Source organism: Bradyrhizobium sp. Y36, assembly GCF_002531575.1.
Lineage (GTDB): Bacteria > Pseudomonadota > Alphaproteobacteria > Rhizobiales > Xanthobacteraceae > Bradyrhizobium.
Genome location: NZ_NWTI01000020.1, coordinates 77,785 through 100,982 on the forward strand (window position 1 = coordinate 77,785; position 23,198 = coordinate 100,982).

At 65.4% G+C, this 23,198-nt stretch carries 18 protein-coding genes; 6 read left to right on the plus strand and 12 right to left on the minus strand.

Annotated elements, in window-relative coordinates; translation table 11 throughout:
- Positions 1–64: 64 nt before the first annotated feature.
- Entirely contained in the window at positions 65–2,344 is a 2,280-nt protein-coding gene (locus CO669_RS27570) for a fused MFS/spermidine synthase (RefSeq protein ID WP_097663093.1), read from the minus strand.
- Between the two features lie 218 nt (positions 2,345–2,562).
- On the opposite strand from CO669_RS27570, the gene CO669_RS27575 reads away from it, so the two are divergent.
- Both CO669_RS27575 and CO669_RS27580 read left to right on the plus strand, forming a co-directional pair.
- Positions 2,563–4,173 carry a phytoene desaturase family protein gene (locus CO669_RS27575; protein WP_097663094.1) on the plus strand — a complete coding sequence of 537 codons (1,611 nt, stop codon included), beginning with the start codon at positions 2,563–2,565 and terminating at the stop codon, positions 4,171–4,173.
- Between the two features lie 174 nt (positions 4,174–4,347).
- On the plus strand, positions 4,348–4,533 hold the full coding sequence (locus CO669_RS27580; protein ID WP_097663095.1) for a hypothetical protein: 186 nt from the start codon (positions 4,348–4,350) through the stop codon (positions 4,531–4,533).
- Positions 4,534–4,661: 128 nt separating this feature from the next.
- On the opposite strand, the gene CO669_RS27585 is transcribed toward CO669_RS27580, so the two are convergent.
- Positions 4,662–4,826, minus strand: a complete 165-nt coding sequence (locus tag CO669_RS27585; protein ID WP_143278749.1) for a Flp family type IVb pilin — start codon at positions 4,824–4,826, stop codon at positions 4,662–4,664.
- 154 nt (positions 4,827–4,980) lie between these two features.
- Between CO669_RS27585 and CO669_RS27590 the strand changes: the two genes are divergently transcribed.
- Positions 4,981–5,868 (plus strand): 50S ribosomal protein L11 methyltransferase, encoded by an 888-nt coding sequence (locus CO669_RS27590; protein ID WP_097663096.1) that lies wholly within the window; start codon positions 4,981–4,983, stop codon positions 5,866–5,868.
- A 92-nt stretch (positions 5,869–5,960) separates the two neighbouring features.
- Here the strand turns inward: CO669_RS27590 and CO669_RS27595 are convergent, their stop codons facing one another.
- The gene (locus CO669_RS27595; RefSeq protein WP_097663097.1) at positions 5,961–6,140 is read right to left on the minus strand and encodes a hypothetical protein; all 180 of its coding nucleotides are present in this window, start codon (positions 6,138–6,140) and stop codon (positions 5,961–5,963) included.
- 187 nt (positions 6,141–6,327) lie between these two features.
- Between CO669_RS27595 and CO669_RS27600 the strand changes: the two genes are divergently transcribed.
- Both CO669_RS27600 and CO669_RS27605 read left to right on the plus strand, forming a co-directional pair.
- The gene (locus CO669_RS27600) at positions 6,328–8,151 is read left to right on the plus strand and encodes an aminopeptidase P family protein (RefSeq protein WP_097663098.1); all 1,824 of its coding nucleotides are present in this window, start codon (positions 6,328–6,330) and stop codon (positions 8,149–8,151) included.
- A gap of 321 nt (positions 8,152–8,472) precedes the next feature.
- Positions 8,473–9,750, plus strand: coding sequence for a multidrug effflux MFS transporter (locus CO669_RS27605; protein ID WP_097663099.1), 1,278 nt, complete (start codon positions 8,473–8,475; stop codon positions 9,748–9,750).
- Positions 9,751–9,762: 12 nt separating this feature from the next.
- On the opposite strand, the gene ligA is transcribed toward CO669_RS27605, so the two are convergent.
- Positions 9,763–11,910: an NAD-dependent DNA ligase LigA gene (gene ligA, locus CO669_RS27610; protein ID WP_198964292.1), complete on the minus strand. Its 2,148-nt coding sequence runs from the start codon at positions 11,908–11,910 to the stop codon at positions 9,763–9,765.
- Positions 11,911–12,023: 113 nt separating this feature from the next.
- On the opposite strand from ligA, the gene CO669_RS27615 reads away from it, so the two are divergent.
- Positions 12,024–12,311, plus strand: a complete 288-nt coding sequence (locus tag CO669_RS27615; RefSeq protein ID WP_097663101.1) for a GIY-YIG nuclease family protein — start codon at positions 12,024–12,026, stop codon at positions 12,309–12,311.
- 92 nt (positions 12,312–12,403) lie between these two features.
- On the opposite strand, the gene recN is transcribed toward CO669_RS27615, so the two are convergent.
- The 8 genes from recN to murB all read right to left on the minus strand — a co-directional run bounded on the left by recN (position 12,404) and on the right by murB (position 23,194).
- Entirely contained in the window at positions 12,404–14,077 is a 1,674-nt protein-coding gene (gene recN, locus CO669_RS27620; protein WP_097663102.1) for a DNA repair protein RecN, read from the minus strand.
- Between the two features lie 13 nt (positions 14,078–14,090).
- Complete coding sequence (locus tag CO669_RS27625) at positions 14,091–14,981, minus strand: outer membrane protein assembly factor BamD (RefSeq protein WP_097663103.1); 891 nt, start codon at positions 14,979–14,981, stop codon at positions 14,091–14,093.
- A 244-nt stretch (positions 14,982–15,225) separates the two neighbouring features.
- Entirely contained in the window at positions 15,226–16,188 is a 963-nt protein-coding gene (lpxC, locus tag CO669_RS27630; RefSeq protein WP_097663104.1) for a UDP-3-O-acyl-N-acetylglucosamine deacetylase, read from the minus strand.
- 363 nt (positions 16,189–16,551) lie between these two features.
- The gene (gene ftsZ / locus CO669_RS27635; RefSeq protein ID WP_097663105.1) at positions 16,552–18,354 is read right to left on the minus strand and encodes a cell division protein FtsZ; all 1,803 of its coding nucleotides are present in this window, start codon (positions 18,352–18,354) and stop codon (positions 16,552–16,554) included.
- A gap of 87 nt (positions 18,355–18,441) precedes the next feature.
- Positions 18,442–19,764 carry a cell division protein FtsA gene (ftsA, locus tag CO669_RS27640; protein WP_097663106.1) on the minus strand — a complete coding sequence of 441 codons (1,323 nt, stop codon included), beginning with the start codon at positions 19,762–19,764 and terminating at the stop codon, positions 18,442–18,444.
- Positions 19,761–20,795 (minus strand): cell division protein FtsQ/DivIB, encoded by a 1,035-nt coding sequence (locus CO669_RS27645; protein ID WP_097663107.1) that lies wholly within the window; start codon positions 20,793–20,795, stop codon positions 19,761–19,763. The genes ftsA and CO669_RS27645 overlap by 4 nt, the downstream gene beginning before the upstream one ends.
- A gap of 349 nt (positions 20,796–21,144) precedes the next feature.
- Entirely contained in the window at positions 21,145–22,131 is a 987-nt protein-coding gene (locus CO669_RS27650) for a D-alanine--D-alanine ligase family protein (RefSeq protein WP_097663108.1), read from the minus strand.
- 145 nt (positions 22,132–22,276) lie between these two features.
- A complete protein-coding gene (murB, locus tag CO669_RS27655; protein ID WP_097663109.1) occupies positions 22,277–23,194 on the minus strand; it encodes a UDP-N-acetylmuramate dehydrogenase in 918 nt (305 codons plus the stop codon).
- Between the last annotated feature and the right edge of the window lie 4 nt (positions 23,195–23,198).

Here is a 23,198-nt window from a genome sequence, read left to right on the forward strand (position 1 = left end):
GGGGCCGCTCGCACGTTGGACGCAATCCCGGATTACGCTTACGCTCCATCCGGGCTACGGAGCATCACTCCCCGTCCCGCAGCCGCCGGTACAGCGCGCCCAGGATGTTGGAATAGTCGTCGGTCCAGACCCGCACCCTGTCGTCGGCTTCGGTCTGCTCCCATGATTTGGAGGCGGCGAGCTTGCCGACATCTGCGTCCTCGCGCGCGGAGATGACGACGTCGGTCGAGAAGATGTAGTCCGCATCCCGCCCGGAATCTTCGTTGAAGACCCAGCTCCTGAGATCGTTGGCATCGGCGATGCCGACCACGACGGTCTCGAGATCGAGGTGGCGGTTGGAGACATGCATGACCACGGCACCATGCGGCGCGAGCTTGTTCTTGTAGATCTTCATCGCCTCTTCCGTGGCGAGATGGATCGGGATCGCATCGGACGAATAGGCATCGACGATGATGAGATCGTAAGCGCCGTCCGGCTCCTTGGCGAAGGTGAGGCGCGCATCCCCGATCACCGGCTTCAGGTCCGGCAGGCAGCTCGAGATGTAGCGGAAGTTCTTGGGGTCGCGCGCGGCATCCACCATCGACTGGTCGATCTCGAAGAACTTCCAATCCTCGCCGGGTTCGGCGGCGCATGCGAGCGTGCCCGATCCGACGCCGATCGCCGCGACCTTGAGCGGCGCCCCCTTGCGCTCGCGGATCGCGCTGACGGCCTGACCGATCCCGCCGTCCTTGTGATAATAGGTGATCGGCTCGGGCCGGCCGGTCACCGGCGTGCCATCATTGTTGCGGAAGCGCTCGGCGCCGTGGATGGTTGTGCCGTGCATCAGCACATGGAAGTAGCCGCCGGGCGTTTCCACGATCTTGTGCACGCCGAAGAAGCTGCGCACGGTGGTGACGCGGCCTTCGTCCGCGGGATAGATCCGGATCAGCGCCAGCGCGAGCGCGACGGTGGCAAATATCTTCCAGCGTTCGGCATTGAGCACCGATGCGAGCAGCGCGGCGAGTACGCCGACGGAGCCTGCGACCCAGACGCGATGATCCTCGAACCAGGTCGAGAGGTTGCCGGTCGTGTAAGACGGCACAACGAGCGCGACCGCAAGCACGGCGAGCACCGGCCAGTACCATTTGACGATGCCGGCGAGACGCTCATTCGCGGATGGCCGGCATAGCGCGGCGAGCGCGACCAGGATCGGATATTCGGCGATCCATGAGAAGCTGAAGGGCGCAACGAGGCCGGCAAAGAGGCCGCCGACCATGCCGCCGAACGACAGCGCGACATAGAAGCCGGTGAGATATTTGGCGGCCGGCCTGGTCCGCGCCAGTTCGCCATGGCAGGCCATGGCGATGACGAAGAAGCAGAGCTGGTGACCGCCGAGCGTCAGCAGCAAATTCTGCTCGCCGCCGAAAGCGAGCAGGACGACGACGCCCGCGATCGCGACCGGCTGCAGCATCAGCATCCATCTATGCGGCAGCAGCGGCCGCGACTGGAACACCACCACCCAGGTGAGCAGGTACAGCGACAGCGGCAGCACCCAGAGCAGCGGCGCCGCCGCGACGTCGGTCGAGATGTGCGCGGTGACGGCAATGAGCAGGCCGGACGGCACCGCGGCCAGGAAGATCCAGCGCAGCCGCGTCAGGAACGCCGGCGCCGGTGCGTTGATGTCCTCGGTTTTCGCGTCGACCACCGCGAGTTTCGGCGAGCGCAACAGCAGCACGCCGCAGGCGGCGATCAGGAGGATCAGCAGGCCATAGCCGCCGGTCCACAGCCGATTCTGCGTGTGCAGCGTGAATATCGGCTCGAGCAGGAACGGATAGGACAGCAGCGCCAGGAAGCTGCCGATGTTGGAGGAGGCGTAGAGGAAGTAGGGATCATGCCCGGCGGGATGGCCGGTGCGGACGAACCAGGCCTGCAGCAGCGGATTGTTGGCGGCAAGCGCGAAGAACGGCAGGCCGATCGAGATCACGAACAGGCCGAGCAGCCAGAACGCATAGCCCGAGGCCGGCGGCTCGCCATAGGCCGAGGCAATGCCGAGCGGCAGCGTGGCGAAGGCCGCGACCAGCAGCACCAGATGCACCGCCACCGGAATGATCCGGCTCCTCGCCTGCATCAACAGATGCGCGTAGGCGTAGCCCGCCAGCAGCAGCGACTGGAAGAACACCATGGCCACCGACCACACCGCGGGCGAGCCGCCGAGCCGCGGCAGCACCATCTTCGTGAACAACGGCTGCACCGAGAACAGCAGCAGCGCGCTGACGAAGATCGCAGCGGTGTAGACCGTCAGTAGCAGCCGGTTGCGCGAGGCGGAGGGCTGCTCCGTGGCGGCGGGTTGCACGATGGAATCCATGGAAGCTCCGGCTCGAAACCCGGCGGGCGCCGGACGCGCGCAATGGAGCACAAGGCGCCTGAACGGGCAATAAAGGGTGTCGTGATGTTGCAGCGAGGAATGCTTGATATACAGATGTCATTCCGGGGCGATGCGAAGCATCGAACCCGGAACCTCGAGATTCCGGGCTCTCGCTACGCGAACCCCCGGAATGACGGTAGACCGGGCCTTGCATCCTCATGAGCGAAACCGACGTCATCATCATCGGCGCTGGCCATAACGGCCTCACCTGCGCGGCCTATCTCGCGATGGCGGGTTTGCGCGTGCGCGTGGTCGAGCGCCGCAAGGTGGTCGGCGGGGCCGCGGTGACGGAGGAGTTTCACCCCGGATTCAGGAACTCGGTCGCGGCCTATACCGTGAGCCTGCTCAATCCGCAGGTGATCGGCGATCTCAAGCTCGCCGAGCAGGGACTGCGCATCGTCGAGCGGCGCGCCCAGAATTTCCTGCCCGCGCCCGACGGCAGCTATCTCCTCACCGGCGAGGGACGGACGAAGGCATCGGTCGCGCGGCTGAGTGCGCATGACGCAGGCGCGCTCGACGGGTTTTCGCGCGAGCTGGAAGACATTGCCGACGTGCTCAGGCAGTTCGTGCTCCGTGCGCCGCCGAACCTCGTCGGCGGTCTTGGCACGGCGGCCGTCCGCGAAGGCATCAACGCCTTCAAGACCGCCAACATCCTGCGCGGGCTCACGCTGGAGCAGAGCCGTAGCCTGCTCGATCTCTTCACCCGCTCGGCCGGCGAGATGCTGGATGAGCGCTTCGAGCATGATCTGGTCAAGGCGCTGTTCGGCTTCGACGCCATCGTCGGCAACTACGCCAGCCCCTACGCCGCGGGCTCGGCCTATGTGATGCTGCATCACGCCTTCGGCGAGGTGAATGGCAAGAAGGGCGTCTGGGGCCACGCCATCGGCGGCATGGGCGCAATCACGCAGGCGATGGCGCGCGCCGCACAGGGCCGCGGCGTGGTGATCGACACCGACGCTGGGGTGCGCGAAATCATCGTGGAGCGCGACCGCGCCGTCGGCGTCGTGCTGGAAAACGGCTCAACCATCCGCGCGAAATATGTCGCGGCCAATGTCAATCCGAAGCTGCTGTACACGCGGCTGGTCGCGGCCGACGCCCTGCCTGCGGACTTCCTCACGCGCATCCGAAACTGGAAGAACGGCTCCGGCACCTTCCGCATGAACGTGGCGCTGGACCGCCTGCCCTCCTTCACCGCGTTGCCTGGTGAGGGCGATCATCTCTCCTCCGGCATCATCCTGGCGCCGAGCCTCGGCTATATGGATCGTGCCTGGCTCGATGCGCGGGCGCAGGGCTGGAGCCGAGAGCCCGTCGTCGAGATGCTGATCCCCTCCACGCTCGACGACACGCTGGCGCCTTCAGGAAAACACGTCGCGAGCCTGTTCTGCCAGCACGTCGCGCCGGAACTTCCCGATGGAAAATCGTGGGACGACCATCGCGACGAGGTCGCCGATCTCATGATCGCGACGGTGGATAGATACGCGCCGGGTTTTGCGGCGAGCGTGCTGGGCCGCCAGATCCTGTCCCCGCTCGATCTCGAACGGCAGTTCGGCCTGCTCGGCGGCGACATCTTCCACGGCGCGCTGAGCTTGAACCAGCTGTTCTCGGCGCGGCCGATGCTGGGCCATGCCGATTATCGCGGGCCGCTGAGGGGCCTCTACCATTGCGGCTCCGGCGCCCATCCCGGCGGCGGCGTCACCGGCGCGCCCGGCCACAACGCCGCGCAGGTGATCTTGAGCGATCACCGGTCGCTGTTCAAAAGCCGTGGATAGGCCTGTGGATGGACCGTGGACAGGCTGTTGGAAGAGCTGTGGCAAACTTGGCGTCGTCTCTCGACACAAGCCTGGATCAAGTTGTGGAAAGGGTGCGGTATAAGGGGGGTATAAAGCTGTGGATGGGTCGCGAATAGCGCGCGCACAGGCTGTGGACGTCGGGTGGTATCTCACGTGATCGACGAGAATAGAAACGCAAAAGATATCCGCTGGAGCGAGCAAGTTGCCGCGTCGATCGTGGATGAGTTGCTGGTCGCCAAGCTGATCGCGGAAGATCGGGCCGAATGGGCGCGCCAGATCGTCGCCCAGGACATTCATATCCAGCTGATCTCCGGCTTCAGGCCACCAAGTTCAAACTGAGATTCGACCGGCCTGCCTGCGAGAACCGCCCCAAAACGACCTCGCCCGCCGGAGGCAATTCCCCGCGCGGGCGCTCGTCAGACTCAGCCTATGAAGAAAGCGCCCCCGCTGGGAAATGGGGGCGGAAATTACTTCAGGGAGCTGCTAATGGACGTGAACTTGTCGTTCAGGGTGACGCCCAGGCTGTTGACCACGGTAATGATCGCGAGAGCGATACCCGCGGCAATCAGACCGTATTCGATCGCCGTCGCACCGGACTCATCCGACCAGAACTTCTGAATAATGTTCTTCAAGACTCGCCTCCGTTTCAATTCCAAGCTGTGTTGGCTTAATTCAACAGCCGGAAGGGTACGGAACACAAACTACGGCCCGGTTAACCCGGGAACCGCAACTTGTGGCGATAATTGGCCACAAAAGTTCCAAAAATTGAACTCAACGGAACCCTGAATGCAGCCTTCTCCCACCCATCGCGCCAGCTTTTCGATCGGCAGTGAAGCGGACGCCAGACGCGTCGTCGACGTGCTCACCGAACTGTTCTTCGAGGGCGACGCGGCCGTCGCCGCCTTTGAGCGGCCGGACGGACAATGGGACGTCACGCTCCATTTCGCCGAGGCGCCTGATCAGGAATGGCTGCGCGAACTCATTGTAACTTCAGCGGGAAATGAGATCGCCGCGACGCTTGCCTTCGACACCATCGAAGCCAAGGACTGGGTCAAGGCCAGCCTGGAAGATCTGGTCCCGGTCCCGGCCGGGCGCTTCGTCGTCCACGGCAGCCACGACCGCGACCGGGTGACGCCGAACAAGCTCGCGATCGAGATCGAGGCGGCGCTCGCCTTCGGCACCGGTCACCACGGCACAACGCGCGGCTGTTTACTTCTGCTTGACCACGTCCTCAAGAGTTCCCGACCGAGGAATCTGCTCGATCTCGGCACCGGCACCGGCGTGCTGGCGATTGCGGCGGCCAAGGCTTTGCATCGCGCCGTGCTCGCCTCCGACATTGATCCGCCCTCGGTGCGGGTGGCGGCCGAAAACGCCTGGCTGAATGAAGTCGGGCATCATGTACGCGTGATCCGCGCCACCGGCTTCGCCGCGCCGGATTTTGGACGAGCCGGTCCGTTCGACCTGGTGCTGGCCAACATCCTCGCCAACCCCTTGCGGCAATTGGCGGGCCCGATGACACGACATCTCGCGCCCGGCGGACACGTCATCCTCTCCGGCCTGTTGACGCACCAGGCCCCCGCCGTGATCGCCGCCTACCGCGCGCGCGGCCTCGTGCCGCTGAAGCACCTGCGGATCGAGGGGTGGAGTAGCCTGTTGTTGAGGAATGTCTCGTAGGGCGGATTAGCGAAGCGTAGTCCGCCAATGCATGCGGCACCCAAGCGGGGGTTACGCCTTCGGCTAACCCAGCTACGGCACCGTGACCGCCGCTACTCTGCTGCCTTCTCGTCCCGCTGCGGCGCGCGCTCATCCTGCAGACTGCGCCGGGCGCGGCGCTCGGCAATGCGGTCGATCACTTGGCTTATGACACTGCGCGGCTTCTTCGGTTCCGCCATAGCCGGCGCGCGACGCACCGACGGCGAAATCTTCTCAAACGTGAACGCTGGCATCGTGTGTCCCCTCTTCGTTGAGATGAACCACCTGCTCGAATTTCCCTGTTATCCGGACGAAGCGCGGCTGCCGCATCCTTTACTCCACTCAATTCGAGTGGAACGATTTCAAGCACAGTCCATGCCAGATGCGACGCAAATGCGTCCAGATTGCGGACTCGTCCCCATGATCCTAAAGTGATCCACCATGTTCGAAGCACACTTCCAGACATTCGAGGAGCCGGAGGCCGGCGTCGCATTGACGGCGCGTCTGGCGGCACTTCGTGAAGAACTCGCCCGTCGCAAGCTCACCGGCTTCGTCGTTCCGCGCGCCGATCAGCAGCAGAATGAATACGTACCGCCGTCGGAAGAACGGCTGGCCTGGCTGACCGGCTTCACGGGCTCGGCGGGATTTGCGGTGGTTTTGAGCCAGGAAGCCGCATTGTTCGTCGATGGCCGCTACACGCTGCAGGCCGCCAAGCAGGTCGATGCCAAGGCCTGGGCCGTGGAATCGCTGATCGATCCGCCGCCGGAGAGTTGGGTCTCGGCGCACCTGAAGGCCGGCGACCGCCTTGGATTTGATCCGTGGCTGCACACTTTTGCGGCAGCAGAGCGCCTGTCCGCCGCCTGCGCCAAGGCCGGCGCCGAGCTCGTTGCCGTCGACAGCAATCCGGTCGACGCGGTCTGGCAGGACCGCCCGCAGCCGCCGCTCGCCCCCGTCGCCGTGCACAACCTCCAGAACGCCGGCGTCACCGAAGCCGAGAAGCTGACGCAGATCAGAACCGAGATCGGCAGGCTCGGCGTCGATGCACTGGTTCTGTCGGACAGCCACGCGGTCGCCTGGACCTTCAACATCCGCGGCGCCGACGTCGCCCACACCCCGCTGCCGCTATCCTACGCGCTGGTGCCGAAAGACGGCCGTCCCACCATCTTCATCGACCACCGCAAGCTCTCCAACCTCACGCGCGACCATCTCGAGCAGTCCGCCGACGTGCGCGAGCCCGATGCGATGGCGCCGACATTGATGGCGCTCGCCAAGGGCGGCGGGTCGATCGCGCTCGACAGCGCCACCGCTGCGGACGCACTTAGCCGCCTGATCGCGGGCGCCGGCGGCAAGCCGGTGCGCGGCAGCGATCCGATTGCGCTGCTGAAGGCCGTCAAGAACGCGACCGAGATCAGGGGCACGAAGACGGCCCATGTACGCGACGCCGTGGCGCTGGCGCGCTTCCTCGCCTGGGTCGATCGGGAAGCCCCCAGCGGCAGGCTGACCGAGATCGACGCGGTCGAGGCGCTGGAGACGTTTCGCCGCGACACCGGCGCGCTGAAGGACGTGTCGTTCCCCACCATCTCCGGCACCGGCCCGAACGGGGCCATCGTGCACTACCGCGTCACCCGCAAGAGCAACCGGCGGATCACGCCCGGCGACCTCCTGCTGATCGATTCCGGCGCGCAGTACGAAGACGGCACCACCGACGTCACGCGCACCATGGCCGTGGGCGAGCCGACCGCCGAGATGCGCGATCGCTTCACCCGCGTGCTTCGCGGCCACATCGCGATCGCGCGCGCGGTCTTTCCCGACGGCACCACGGGCGCGCAGCTCGATACGCTGGCGCGGCAATATCTCTGGGCCGCCGGCGTCGATTTCGAGCACGGCACCGGCCACGGCGTCGGCAGCTATCTCTCGGTGCACGAGGGGCCGGCCCGGATCTCGAAGCTCGGCACCACGCCGTTGAAGCGCGGCATGATCCTCTCCAACGAGCCCGGCTATTACAAGACCGACGGCTTCGGCATCCGCATCGAGAATCTCGAGCTGGTGGTCGAAGCCGACATCAAGGGCGCCGAGAAGCCGATGAACGCGTTCGAGACGCTGACGCTCGCACCGATCGACCGCCGGCTGATCGAGGTGGAGATGCTCGACAAGGACGAGCTCGCCTGGCTCAATGCCTACCATGCCCGCGTGCGGGCCGAGGTGGGACCGGCACTGGACGAACCGACAAAGGCCTGGCTCGTTCAGGCGACGGCGGAGCTGTAGGCATGGGCTCGCCATTCCGGAGCGCATAGCACTACGCGATTTGCGCAAGGCTATTTCACCACCGCCGCCGTCATGCCCCGCGAAAGCGGGGCATCCAGTATCCCAGAGACATCACACGTATCCGGATAGGCTGCGGCGTACCGGATCATCCGCCTTCGCGGGTGATGACAGCGAGATTACCGCACGAGACGCGCGCTCAATCGGTCGCCATCACGCCCTCATCGCAACCGTCCCAAAATCCGTATAGCCGCATTCCGAAACGCCGATATCCGTCTTGCGCAGGCACGCTACAGTCGATTCGAATTCGAAAGACGGACGTTTATGCACGGCATGATCAGCAAGCCGCCGAAAGCGGCGACCAACCTTGCGACCTCGCGCGGGGTGTTGCTGCTGCTGGTCGTCATGACCGGGATCGCGCCGATCTCGCTCTACATCCTGGTTCCGGCGCTGCCGGTGCTGGCGACGAATTTCGGGCGCGACATCTCGATCGCGCAGATGACGGTGTCGCTCTACATGGTCGGCATCGCGCTGTCCCAGCTCATCATGGGGCCGCTGTCGGATAAATTCGGCCGGCGCCCGGTGCTGCTGGGCGGCCTCGCGCTGATGGTCGTGGCGAGCGTCGCCTGCATCTTCGCCGAGACCCTGCCGCAATTGATCGCGGCGCGTTTCTTCCAGGCGCTCGGTGGCGCTTCCGGCATGGTGATCAGCCGCGCCATCATCCGCGACATCTACGAGCGTGACCGCGTCGCCTCGATGATCAGCCTCGTCGTCGCAGCCCTGATGATCGGCCAGATGGTCTCGCCGCTCACGGGAGGCCTGATCGAGACCGCGTTCGGCTGGCGCGCAATTTTCTATGCCGTCACGATCGGCGCGCTTGCCGTTGCCGTCGGCATCGCGCTGGCGCTGCCCGAGACGCGGCGCGACCGGGCCGCGGGCAGCGGCGGCTTTCGCAGCGACGTCGGCACCCTGATCAAGAGCCGCGCCTTCGTCGGCTATGTGTTGTGCCAAGTGCTCGCCTCCCAGATCATCTTCACCTTCGCGGGCGGCGGGCCCTACATCGTCGTGACGCAGATGGGGCGGACCAGTGCGGAATACGGCGCCTGGTTTGCAACGACCGGCTTTGCGTATCTGGTCGGCAATCTGCTCTGCGTGCGCTTCGCGCCGCGGCACTCGCTGGAGAAGCTGATCTGGTTCGGGCTGGCCTTGCAGCTCTGCGGCAGCCTGTTGAATCTGCTCTGGAGCTTTACGGGGTGGAACGAAGCTCCAAGCTGGCTGTTCGGCACGCAGATGATCGTGATGGTCGGCAATGCCTTCGTGATGGCGAATTCCGCCGCCGGCGCCATCAGCATCCGCCCCGAGGCCGCCGGCACCGCCTCAGGCGCGATGGGGTTCCTGCAGCAGGGCATCGGCGCGCTGATGTCGCAATTCGGCGCCTATCTCGGCGGTCACTCCGCAACGACGCTGCCGCTCACCTCCGCGGTGCTGGCGATCTCGCTGCTTTGCGCCTGCGTCATGATCTTCGTCGTCCCGCGCCGGGAGGTCATGGTGAGCGAGAAGCTGATCGAGCAGGCGGAAGAGGAAGAGAGCGGGATGATGTGAGGATTTTCTCCGTCACTCCCCGATCAGCTTCAGCCACGCGTCTTCGGTCAGCACCTTGACGCCGTGCTTGTTGGCCTCGGCGAGCTTGGAGCCCGCGCCGGGGCCGGCAACGACGAGATCGGTCTTCTTCGACACCGAGCCCGACACTTTGGCACCGAGACGTTCCGCGGTCGCCTTGGCTTCATCCCGGGTCATCTTTTCCAGCGAGCCCGTGAACACCACCGTCTTTCCGGCGACGGCGGAGTTGCTCTTCGGCTTCTCGGCGTCGACGATCTCGACCTCCCCGGTCAGCCGCTCGACGATGCCGCGATTGTGGCTCTCGCCGAAATAATCGGCGATGCTCTTGATCACGGTGTCGCCGATCTGGTCGAGCGCATCCATCTCCGCGATCGCCTCCTCGTCGCCCTTGGCGACCTTGAGGCAGGCATCGTGGAAGGCGTCCCACGAGCCGTAGCCGCGCGCCAGCGCCAGCGCCGTGGTCTCGCCGACATGGCGCATGCCGAGCGCATAGATGAAGCGCTCCAGCGCGATTTTCCGCCGGCTCTCGATGGCGCCGAACAGGTTGCGCACCGAGGTCGCGCCGTAGCCCTCGATCTCCTCGAGCTTCAATTTCGAATTGCGCTTCTCCAGGGTGAAGATGTCGGCGGGCTCCTTGACCCATCCCTCGTCGAAGAAATACTGCAGCTGCTTTTCACCTAAACCATCGATATCGAAGGCGCGGCGCGACACGAACAGCTTGAGGTGCTCGATCTTCTGATAGGGGCAGGCGAACTCGCCGCTGCAGCGAGCGCGGGATTCCTCTTCGCCGGCCGCGGTCTCGCCGCGCACGACGTCGGTATGCAGCGGGCACGGGCACTTCTTCGGGAAATGGAATTCCTTGGCGCTCTTGGGGCGCTTGTCGAGAACGACGTCCACCACTTGCGGGATCACATCGCCGGCGCGCTGGATCACGACGGTATCGCCGATCCGGATGTCCCGCCCCTCGCGCAGCACCTCGCCCTTGTTGCCGATGCCCTTGATATAGTCCTCGTTGTGCAGCGTCACGTTCTGCACGATCACGCCGCCGACGCCGACCGGCTCGAGCTTGCCGACCGGCGTGAACGAGCCGGTGCGGCCGACCTGGATCTCGATGTCGCGCAGCACCGTCATGGCGCGCTCGGCCGGGAATTTGTGCGCGATGGCCCAGCGCGGCGTGCGTGAGACGAAGCCGAGCCGCTCCTGCCAGTCGATGCGGTCGACCTTGTAGACGACGCCGTCGATGTCGTAGTCGAGTTCGGCGCGCTCTTCCTCGATGCTCTGATGGAACGCGATCAGCTCCTCGACCGAATGGCACAGCCTGGTCAGCGGATTGGTCTTGAAGCCGCAGCGCTCGAACCAATGGATCATGCCGCTTTGCGTCGCTTCCGGCATCTCGCTCATCTGCCCCCACGCGTAGGCGAAGAAGCCGAGCGGGCGCGAGGCGGTGATGGTCGGGTCCTTCTGCCGGAGCGAGCCCGCGGCCGAATTGCGCGGATTGGCGAAGATGGTGTCGCCCGCCGCCTTCTGCCGCTCGTTGAGCGCAAGAAAGGCTTTCTTGGTCATGTAGACTTCGCCGCGCACCTCGCAGATGTCGGGGATGTTGCGGCCCTTCAGCTTCTGCGGCACGTCCTCGAGCGTACGGATATTGGCGGTGACATCCTCGCCGACCGCACCGTCCCCGCGCGTCGCCGCAGTGACCAGCTCGCCGCCTTCATAGCGCAGCGACATCGACAGGCCGTCGATCTTCGGTTCGGCGGAGAAATTGATCTTGTCGTCATCGAGCTTGAGGAAGCGCACGATGCGGCCGACGAAATCGCGCACGTCCTCTTCGGCAAAGGCGTTGTCGAGCGACAGCATCGGAACCGAGTGCGGCACCTTCTTGAAGCGCCCCGAGGGCGCGGCGCCGACCTTCTGCGAGGGCGAGTCGGCGCTGACGAATTCGGGAAAGCGCTTCTCGATCGCGTTGAAGCGCTGCCGCAGCGCGTCGTACTCGGCGTCGGTGATGGTGGGCGCGTCCTCTTGATAGTAGCGCTCGTTGTGCCCCTCGATCTCCAGTGCCAGCCGCATGTGCTCGACCTTGGCTTGCGCCTTGGTGAGATCGGCGACGTCGCGAGGCGGTTTCGTTTTTGCTGCTCTGGCCATTATACTTAAAGTTGTGACTCGTCGTTCCGGGATGATCCGAAGGACCAGACCCGGAACCTCGAGATTCCGGGATCGCGCTTCGCGCCCCGGAATGACGAAGTCGTGGGAGGGCTATGGCGTATTACGTCTATATTCTAGCAAGCCGGCGCGATGGGGCAATCTACGTTGGCATCACCAATGACCTGGTGCGCCGCGTCTATGAACATCGAATCAAAGCGGTCCCTGGATTCACCGCTAGATACAACATATCCCGATTGGTTTGGTTCGAGGCCTATGACGATCCAATCTCGGCAATCTCACGCGAGAAAGAACTCAAGAAGTGGAGGCGGGCTTGGAAAACCCAGGTGCTCGAAAAGGACAATCCAAACTGGGATGATCTATACGAGTCGATCTGCAATTGAGCAGTCATTCCGGGGCGGCTCGAAGAGCCGAACCCGGAATCTCGAGATTCCGGGTTCGATGCTGCGCATCGCCCCGGAATGACGGTGGAAGCCTAAGCCGTGGCCGCTTTCAGCAGCCGGTCCGCCGCCGCCCTCGCCTCGGCCGTGATCTCGGCGCCCGCGAGCATGCGGGCGATTTCCTCGCGGCGGTGGTCGGCGGCGAGCGCATTGACGCGGGTGGCGACGCGCTTGCCCTTGTCGAGGGCGTCCTTGGAGATCAGCAGATGCTGGTCGGCGCGGGCGGCGACCTGCGGGGCGTGGGTCACGGCCATCACCTGGACCTTGCCGGCGAGGCGCGCCAGGCGGCTGCCGATGGCGTCCGCGACCGCGCCGCCGACGCCGGTGTCGATCTCGTCGAAGACCAGCGTCGGCGCCGAGCCGCGGTCGGACAGCACCACCTTGAGCGCCAGCAGGAAGCGCGAGAGCTCACCGCCGGAGGCCACCTTCATCATCGGCCCCGGCTTGGTGCCCGGATTGGTCTGTACCCAGAACTCGACGCGGTCGAAGCCCTGCGGCCCCGGTGCGGTCTCGTCGGTCGCGACCTGGGTCATGAACTTGGCGCGTTCGAGCTTGAGCGGGGCGAGCTCGGCGTTGACGGCCTTGTTGAGCTTCTCCGCCGATTTCTGCCGCGCCAGCGACAGCTTCTTGGCGGCGGCGGCATAGCGGCTGTCGGCCTCGATCGCGGCCTGCTCCAGCTTCTTCAGCTGCGAAGCGCCGGCGTCGATCATCACGACGTCGGCGGCATATTTGGCGGCCAGCGCCGCGAGCCCGTCGACCGGCGTCGAATATTTGCGCGAGGCGGCGCGCAGGGCGAACAGCCGTTCCTCGATACGCTCGAGCTCGGCCGGATCGAAGTCGGTGGCGGCGAGCGCGGCCTGGAGGTGCTGGTCGGCCTCCTCCAGCGCGTTGATCGCGGCGTCGATCGCCTTCACGGCAGGCTCCACCAGCGCCGGCGAATTGACGCCGCGGCGTTCCAGCCGGCGCACGGCCGCCGACAGTGCTGCAACCGGCGAATGATTGCCGCCAACCGCCTCCTGCGCCTCGCGCAAATCGGAGGCGATCTTCTCGCCCTGCATCATGGTGGTGCGGCGGTTGGCGAGCGAGGTTTCTTCGCCATCCCTGGGCGCGAGCTGCTTCAGCTCGGCCGAGGCATGGCGGAGATAGTCGGCCTCCCGCGCGGCACGCTCCATGCCGGCGCGATGCTCCTCCAGCGCAGTGTTGGCGGTCCGGCGGGCGTCCCAGAGCGTTTCGACCGCGGCAACGTCCTTTTCCAGGCCGGCGAAGGCGTCGAGCAGGCGGCGGTGGGTGGCGGCATCGACCAGTGCGCGCTCGTCATGCTGGCCGTGGATTTCGACCAGGGCGGCGCCGACCGCCTTCAGCGTCTGCACGCTGATCGCCTGGTCGTTGATGAAGGCGCGGGTGCGGCCATCGGCGAGCTGCACGCGACGGAGAATCATCTCGCCGGTGTCGTCCAGGCCGTTCTCGGCGAGGATCTTCATCGCGGGGTGATTCTTCGGGATATCGAACACGGCCGTGACCTGCCCCTGCTCCGCGCCGTGGCGCACGAGGCCGGCGTCGCCGCGGCCGCCGAGCGCCAGTGCAAAGGCATCGAGCAGGATGGATTTGCCCGCACCGGTCTCGCCGGTCAAAACCGCAAGCCCGGTGGCGAATTCGATATCGAGCCGTTCGATCAGGACGATGTCACGGATCGACAGACGCGCCAGCATGAAACCCTATTTCCTAGCCGAGACCCATTTTCTTGAAGGTCTTGCTGATCCAGGACCCCTGATTCTCGCTCGGCTCGAGACCGCCGGATTTTACAAGATTATAGGCGTCCTTGTACCAGCGGCTGTCAGGAAAATTGTGGCCAAGCACAGCCGCCGCGGTCTGCGCCTCCCCGACGATGCCGATGGCCATATAGGCTTCGGTCAGCCGGTAGAGCGCCTCCTCGACATGGCGGGTGGTCTGGTACTGCGTGACGACGGTCTTGTAGCGGTTGATGGCCGCCGTGTAGTCGCGCTTCTGCGCGTAATAGCGGCCGGTATTCATTTCCTTGCCGGCGAGCTGGTCGCGCGCGCCCTCGATCTTGGCCTTGGCGGACGTCGCATATTCCGAGTTCGGATATTTGCGCACCACCTCTTCCAGCGCGGCGATCGCCTTCTCGGTGCGGGCCTGGTCGCGGCTGACGTCCGGGATCTGGTCGTAATGGGAGGCGGCGATCAGATATTGCGCATAGGCCGCGTCCGGGCTGCCGGGATGCAGCGTGACGTAGCGCGTGGCGGCGCCGATGCAGCCGTCGTAGTCGCCGCCCTGGTAGGACGCGTAGGCCGACATCAGCAGTGATTTGCGGGCCCAATCGGAATAAGGATGCTGGCGGTCGACCTCTTCGAACTTCTTGTTCGCCGCCTTCATGTCCTTCTTCTCGTTCATGAGGTACAGGCCCTCATTGTAGATCTTGTCGGCGGGCTCCTCGACGAAGGTGTCGTCCTTGGCGGTGAACTTGTCCCAGAGCGAGCCGGTGCCGCAGCCGGCGAGCGGCAGCGCGAGCAGCATGAAAGTGACGGCCTGAAGCAGCCCACGGGCTCGCGACGAGACCGAGAAATATCCGCGCGTCATACGCTGTGCCGACATGAGTTTAAGCCCTGACGCCCTGTGATGCGGTGCCCGCCAGCCCATGAACCCCGTCATGGGCGCGAAATGTAACCGTGGTGCCTTGCCATGCGACCACGCCGATGTATCCGAAAAGCGATCTTTAACCAACCGGATAGGCAGTCAATTCGCCCGGATTAAGGCGAACTTGCCGCAATCCTAGGCGATCATGGTTACCAGGAGTTTCCCGGGGTAGCCGCGGCCAATAGCTGCGACAGCAAGGCTGTCAGGACACGTCCGGCCCGTAGGCCGCAGCGATCCGGCCGCCGACGATGCCGCGACCGACCTCGCCCACGGGACGCGTAGTGCGGCGGGCCGCCTCGCCCTCGACCACCCGCCAGGCGGTACGGTCGGCGAGCAGTGCGGTCAGAACAGCGTGATTGAGCTTGTGGCCGCCACGCACAGAGCGATAAGCGCCAAGCAGCGGCAGGCCGGCCAGCGAGAGATCGCCGATCACGTCCAGTACCTTGTGGCGGGCACATTCATCGGCGTAGCGCAGGCCCTCGGGATTGAGGAGCCGTTCGTCGTCAAACACGACGGTGTTGCCGAAGGAAGCACCGCGACCGTAGCCCGCAGCCCAGAGCCGCGCTTGATCGCACATCAGACCGAAGGTCCGGGCGCGCGCCACCTCGCGGCGGAACCGCTCCGGCACGAGTTCCAAAGTGTAGCTCTGCCGACCAATCACGGGATTGGCAAAGTCGATCTCGACTTCGGCGCGGAAGCCATCGGCGTAGGGCCGCAATTCGCCAAAGGAGTCGCCGATTGCGACCGAGATGGGCTTCAAAACCTGGATGAAGCGGCGCTGCGCCGGTTGGGCGACAATTCCAGCCTGATCGATCGCCGCGACGAAGGCCGCGGCGCTGCCGTCCATGATCGGCACTTCCGGACCGTCAACTTCGATGGTGGCATTGTCCACGCCCATGCCACGCAAGGCTGCCAGAACATGCTCGGCAGTGGAGACGAGGGGTCCCTCGCTGTCGCCCAGCACGGTCGCGAGATCCGTCGCAACCACTTGCCCGGCCGTCGCCTGGACTTCGCGATCACTTCCCTCGAGCCCGGTGCGGACAAAAATAAAACCCGCATCGACAGGCGCGGGCCCAAGCGTAAGGGTCACGGGAAGACCGGAATGAACGCCAACGCCTGCCACAGAGGCTTGCGCACGAAGCGTTGTTTGCCGGCTAAATTTCATCAGGAACCCGCCCCACTACGACCACGGCGACTTATACGAGACCCGCTTGGCCGGCCAGTGCCGACGCTTACGAATCTCCGTATCCCCAAGTCACGGCAAACCATAGTCACTGCCTCAAACAGCGCCAACTCACGCTTTTTTACCGATTGTTACCCCAAACCTGCCGTATTCGCGCCAAGGCTTAACCAAATTGCGCCGAGGTTTTGGGCCGTTTCCGGCAGTTTTACTGAACACCCGAATACGTAATTAATGATTTAAAATCAGTTGTTTGGCGGCGCCATCCGGATCTGCGCGGGACAAAAGGAAAGGCCCCGGCAAGCTTGCTGCCGGGGCCTTTTTGCGTCTGCCTTATTGTAACAATCCTCAGGTCGCCTGCCGCCGCAGGAAGGCCGGGATATCAAGATGGTCGTCGCCCTGTGGCGCCGGCGCAACAGGCGCCGGGCGGCCATGCATGTCCAAGCCCTGGGGCGCCGGACGACGGGCATACTCGGATACCGGATCGCTCGACGCGATCTGCTGAGCCACGGTCTTCTGCGGCCGGCGCTCGGGCAGCGGCGGCATCGCAGGACCGGCTGTACGGGCGGCAGGCGCCGGCTCGCTTTCCTCGTCACGACGGCCGAGGCCGACATTGGCGAGGCGCTGGAGCAGCGACAGGCGGGTCTTCTGCGTGGGCTCTTCCTCACCCTCGCCGCGGGCCTGGCGAATCTCGGCCTGGGCCTGGATCGGCAGTTCATCGATACGCGGCATCCGGGGCGCCCGGATCGGCCCGCGCTCGGCCTGCGGCGGAATGAAGGTTTCGGGCGTCATCGGCTCCTGCATCGCAAGCGGGGCCTGCTCAGGCTCCGGAAACAGGGTCGGCTTCTGCGCGATCGGACGCACGGTCACGTCGCCATAGGTCTGGGTCGGCGCAGGCGCCTGCGGCACATCGGCAACGGCGGCCGCGATGGCGGCGAGCGCGGCGCGCTCGACGTTCGGACGGGGCGCCATCGGCGCGGCAGCGACCGAGGCCTGTGCTGCGGGGATCTGCGTTTCCAGCTTCTGGGCGCGTTCGGCCAGGCGCTGGTTGTCGGCGCGCAGACGCGCGGTCAGGTCGGCGAGACGGCTCTCGGCGGCTGCGGCCGGAGCTGCGGGCGCCTGCTGCGCCTGCGGCGCGGCGTTCGCGACCGGAGCGGAGGTCGCCTGGCTGTTGCGGGCGATCGCAGCCTGCTCGATGCCGGTGGCGACGACCGAGACGCGGATCAGGCCGTCGAGCGCTTCGTCGAAGGTCGCGCCGACGATGATGTTGGCATCCTGGTCGACTTCCTCGCGGATGCGCGTCGCGGCTTCGTCGACCTCGAACAGCGTGAGGTCCTTGCCGCCGGTGATGGAGATGAGGAGGCCCTTGGCGCCTTTCATCGAGCTGTCGTCGATCAGCGGGTTGGCAATCGCGGCTTCCGCGGCGGTCAGCGCGCGCTTGTCGCCGGAGGCTTCGCCGGTGCCCATCATCGCCTTGCCCATCTCGCGCATGACGGCGCGGACGTCGGCGAAGTCGAGATTGATCAGACCTTCCTTGACCATCAGGTCGGTGATGCAGGCGACGCCCGAGTAGAGCACCTGGTCAGCCATCGCGAAGGCGTCGGCGAAGGTGGTCTTCTCGTTGGCGACCCGGAACAGGTTCTGGTTCGGGATGATCAGGAGCGTGTCCACGACCTTGTGAAGCTCGTTGATGCCGGCTTCGGCCGTGCGCATGCGGCGGCCACCCTCGAAGTGGAACGGCTTGGTCACGACGCCGACGGTGAGGATGCCCATGTCGCGCGCGGTCTTGGCGATCACGGGAGCAGCGCCCGTGCCGGTGCCGCCGCCCATGCCGGCGGTGACGAACACCATGTTGGCGCCCGAGAGATGGTCGCGCAGCTCGTCGATCACCTCTTCCGCCGCCGCGGCGCCGACGTTCGGCTGCGAGCCGGCGCCCAGGCCTTGCGTGACCGCGGTGCCCATCTGCACGATGCGCTGCGCCTTCGACATCGTCAGCGCCTGCGCGTCGGTGTTGGCGACCACGAAGTCGACGCCCTGAAGGCCCGCCGTGATCATGTTGTTGACGGCGTTGCCGCCGGCGCCGCCGACGCCGAACACGGTGATCCGGGGCTTCAGTTCGTGAATATCAGGAACGTTGATGCTGATGGTCATGTTTGCCTCTCGATCACGCGCGCGTGGGTTCGCCCCGGCCAGCGGCCGCGGGAGTTGGTGAAAGTCGGGAATTGCGGAAATGAGTCATCAGAAGCCCTCGCGTAGCCATCGTCCGACCTTTCCGAAATAGCCGCCGGTCCCTGTCTTGACCTGCTGCCGCGTATGCCGCGGTTCGACATGTTCGAGGTGAACATATTGCGGGTAGACGAGGAGTCCGGCCGGCACCGCGAACGCGGCGTTCTTCGCCTCGTTCGGCAGCCGGCCGAAGCCGAGCGGACGTCCGACCCGCACGGGCCGGCCGAGAATCTGGGTTCCGAGTTCGACGAGGCCGGTGAGCTGCGAGGCTCCGCCCGAAAGCACGACGCGGCCGTTGGGCTCCGAGGCGAACGGCGAATCCTTCAGCTTGTCCCGAACCATTTCGAAGACTTCCTCGGCACGGTGCTTGACGATGTTGGCGATGGTGGCGCGGGAAACGATCTGCGGCAGATCCTGCTCGTCACCGGCCGTCGGCACAGACATCAGCTCACGCGAGTCCGATCCGCCGGTGATGACGGTCCCGTATAACGTCTTGATTCGCTCGGCATCGGCAATGGTCGCGGAGAGTCCGCGCGCCAGATCCATCGTGATGTGTTGCCCGCCGACCGCAAAACCGGCCGCATGCACGAAACGGCCGCCGGAATAGACTGCGATCGTGGTGGTGCCAGCGCCCATCTCGACGACGGCTGCGCCGAGATCAGCCTCGTCGTCAGTCAGCACCGACAGGCCGGCCACATAGGGGCTCGCCGCCATGGCTTCGACATTGATGTGGCAGCGCTCCACCGCCAGCATCAGGTTCCGCGCCACGGTGGCGTCGCAAGTGACGACGTTCATGTCGATGCCGAATTGATGGGCAACCATGCCGCGGGGATCGCGGATGCCCTTGACGCCATCGAGCGTGTAGCCGACCGGCAGCGCGTGCAGCACGGTGCGGCCTTCGCCGGTGGCGTGGCGCATGCCGGTGGAGGTGACGCGGCTGACATCGGCCTGCGTCACGGCACCACCACGGATGTCGGCGGCAGCCTCGACCAGCTGGCCGGAGAGCCGGCCGCCGGAGACCGAGAGCAGCACGGACTCGACCCGCACCTTGGCCATTTTCTCCGCGAGCGCGACGGCCTGGCGCACCGCCTGCTCGCATTCGCCGAGATCGATCACCGCGCCGGCCTTCATCCCGCGCGACTGGATCTGGCTGTATCCGATCAATTCCACCGCATGGGTGCGGCCGCGCAGCGCCTCGCTCGGCGCAGACGGCTTCAGCCGCGCGATCATGCAGGCGATCTTGCTGGTGCCGATGTCGAGGCAGGCAACGAGGCCGCCGCGCTTATGCGGCATCTGGCGGGTCTTCGGCGTCTGGGTGCGATCGAGACCGGTCATGCGGAATCCCCGGTCTTCTTTTTCTTCTTGTCCTTGAACAGGTCCTCGCGCGCCTTGGCGGCGTCCTCGGACAGCTGCACCACCAGCCGATCGGGCAGGCGCATGTCGACGGCGACGATGTCGCGGGAGAACAGCCGGTCCTCCTTGTCGAGCTTGGACAGCATTGCGAGCGCGTTGCCGACGTCCTGCTCGGGCAGACGGATGTCGAGACCGTCCTTCAGCCTCAGATTCCAGCGCCGCTCGCCGACGTAGATCGCCGCCTTCGTCACCGCATTGACCTGCGGATAGCGGGCCAGCAGCGCCAGGAAATCGCGGGCCTGGGTTTCAGCGCCCTTGCCGACCACGAGCGGCAACGACAGGAAGCGGCGCGAGACATAGGGCTCGAGCACGGCGCCGTCGTCGGCGATGACGGAGAGCCTTCCGGCCTCCTGCCACAGCGCGAACGCCTTGCGCTCGGTGAGCTCGATCATGAGCTGGCCCGGATAGAGCTTCAGCACGGTCGCGTCCGCAATCCAGGGATTAGCCTTGAGCTTGTCGCGCACCGCGTCGGCGTCGAGGAACAGCAGCGAGGAGCGGCCGCTGACGCCGCCGATCGCCAGGATCTCGTCCTGCGTGAGCTGCTTGCGGCCGTTGATCACGACCGAGGTGATGCGGAACCCGGCGGAATTGGCCAGCGCGTTGCGTGCGTCGCTCACCGCCGTGATGAAATCCTGGAGATGGCCGCCCTTGACGATGCCGAAGCCGCAGCTGCCGATCAGCAGCAATACGGTCATGCTGATCCCGACCCGGCGCGGCAGATAACGCTCGACCAGCGCGACCACGCGCGGCGGCGGCTCGCGCTCGACGGCGGCCTTGGCCCGGGCCTTGGTCTTGTCCTTGGCGGCGGCGCGCGCCTGAGCGTGCCTGCGGTCGAGCTTCTCTTGCATCCACTCGCGCAGAAGCACGACCGCTCCGATCGCGGCCGCCTTCAGGTCAGCTTGGGGCCTCAGCGATCTGAAAAAGGACCGGGTGAGGCTTCCTGCTCCATCCATTGCACGAGCTCGTCAACAGTTTCCCCGCGACATCGCGCGGATCCTGGCGAACATGACGTCTCGGACGTGCCGGGTCGGGTGCTGGTCTTCAGCAGAAGAAGCCACTCCCCTTCAAAGCGTGCGCCGGGGGTGACATCACCCGCGACAGCTCACGCGCCGGCAGCCAAAGCGCCATATGCGCCGCCAGCGTTAACCTTCGGACGTCCTGGTAAACAAAAGGTAAAGTTCGTTAACGTCCGGCGCATTTTGCCTCGCTCTGTGAGGCATTTGTGCCGCGATGTCCGGCATTTTACCGGTTTTGGACGCCAAACCGGCCCATTTCGCCGGTCGGGCCGTTAACCAGTCCTAACTATTTCCGTACGCCCCGTTCGGCGAGCTCCACCAGGCCGCGCAGGAAGTCGACGAAGGCGATGCCCTCGGCCTTCAGCGCCTTGGGGTAGAGCGAGGACTTGGTCAGCCCGGGAAGCGTGTTGGTTTCGAGATAGACGAGGCCCCGGTCCGAAACGATGAAGTCCGACCGGGAATAGCCCGTGCAGGACATCGCGCGGTGCGCCAGCATCGCCTGCTCCTTCAGCGCAGCGGTGATCTCGGGCGGAAAACGCCCGGGGCAGATCTCCTGGGTCGACTTCAGGAGATATTTCGCGGCGTAGTCGAAATTGCCCTCGCCCGGAATGATCTCGATCGGCGGCAGCGAGATGATCGAGCCATCGGCGCGCTCCAGCACGCCGCAGGTCGCCTCGACGCCGGCGATATAGGGCTCGATCACGTAGTCCTCGTGCCTCGCCGCATTGCGGACCGCGACGAGGTCCTGCTTGGCGTTGACGAAGATCAGCCCGTAGCTCGAGCCATCGCGCGCCGGCTTCGCGATCAGCCTTCCGTATTCGGCAAAGGCCTCGTCGAGGTCGTCCAGCGCGATGTTTGCCGGCGGCGTGACGCCGCCGAGCGCGGCAAAATGCTTGGCCGCGATCTTGTCGAAGGCGAGATGCGAGGAAGCCGAGCCCGAACCGGTGAAGGGCACACCGCGCGCTTCGCACATCACCTGCAATTCGCCGTTCTCGGCACGCCCGCCATGCAGGCCAAGCACCAGCACACGGTCCTCGGCCTTGGCCTGGTCGAGCGCCTGCGCCAGCGGAATGCCTGACGTGCCCGGCTTGAACTCGTCCTCAAACGGACGGGCATGTTCGAGCAGCTGCTTGGACTGCACCACATGCACCTTGTCCTCGACGTCCCACCACCAGAGATCGGCCTCGGGCAGGGCCTGATGCAGCGCCTGGGCCGAAGCGACCGAAACCAGACGCTCCCGGTTGGAGCCGCCGAAGAGGATGGTGATGCGCATGTTCTCAGTTACCTATCCAGTTGTCATTCCGGGATGCGCCGTAAGGCGCAGGCCCGGAATCCATAACCACGACCGTGAGTATGGATTCTCAGATGCGCAATTGCGCATCGTAGCTCTCGCTTCGCGAGCCCCGGAATGACGGTGGTCATGAAACCCCGATCCGCTTGATTTCCCAGTGTAGCTCAATTCCGGAATTTGCCTTCACCCGTTCGCGCACGGTCTCGCCCAGCGCCTCGATGTCGTGCGCGGTGGCATCGCCGGTATTGATCAGAAAGTTGCAGTGCATCTCGGAGACCTGCGCGCCGCCGACGCGCAAGCCGCGGCAGCCGGCGGCGTCGACCAGCTTCCAGGCCGAATGGCCAGGCGGATTCTTGAAGGTCGAACCGCCGGTCTTCTCGCGGATCGGCTGCGCGGTCTCGCGGTGGCTCTGCACCTCCGCCATGCGCGCGCGGATCGCCTCCGCATCCCTGATCTCGCCGCGAAAGCGCGCGGACGTGAAGATGATGGAGGGATCGACGCCGCTGTTGCGGTAGACGAACTTCATGTCCGCATTGGTGAACACGTGCTTGGTGCCATCGCGGCCGACGCCCCTCGCCTCGATCAGCACGTCCTTGGTCTCGCCGCCATTGGCGCCCGCATTCATGCGCAGCGCGCCGCCGATGGTGCCGGGAATGCCGAAGTAGAATTCAAGCCCGCCGATATTGGCGGAGGCCGCGACTTCCGCCACGCGTTTGTCGAGGGCGGCAGCACCTGCCGTGACGACGTCGCCGCTTGCGACTGCCTCACCGAAGGCGCGCGGTGCCAGACGGATCACGACGCCCGCAATGCCGCCGTCACGCACGATCAGGTTGGAGCCGACGCCGACGACATGGACGGGAATCTCGGAAGCAAGACGCGCGAGAAAGTAGGCGAGGTCATCCTCATCCGCCGGCGTGAACAGCACCTGCGCGGGACCGCCGACGCGAAACCAGGTCAGCTCGGCCAGCGATTGGTTCGCCAGCAGCCGGCCGCGCAGTTGCGGCATCGCGGCTTTCAGCGAGGGTGTGATGTCGGGGAAACCCACCGCG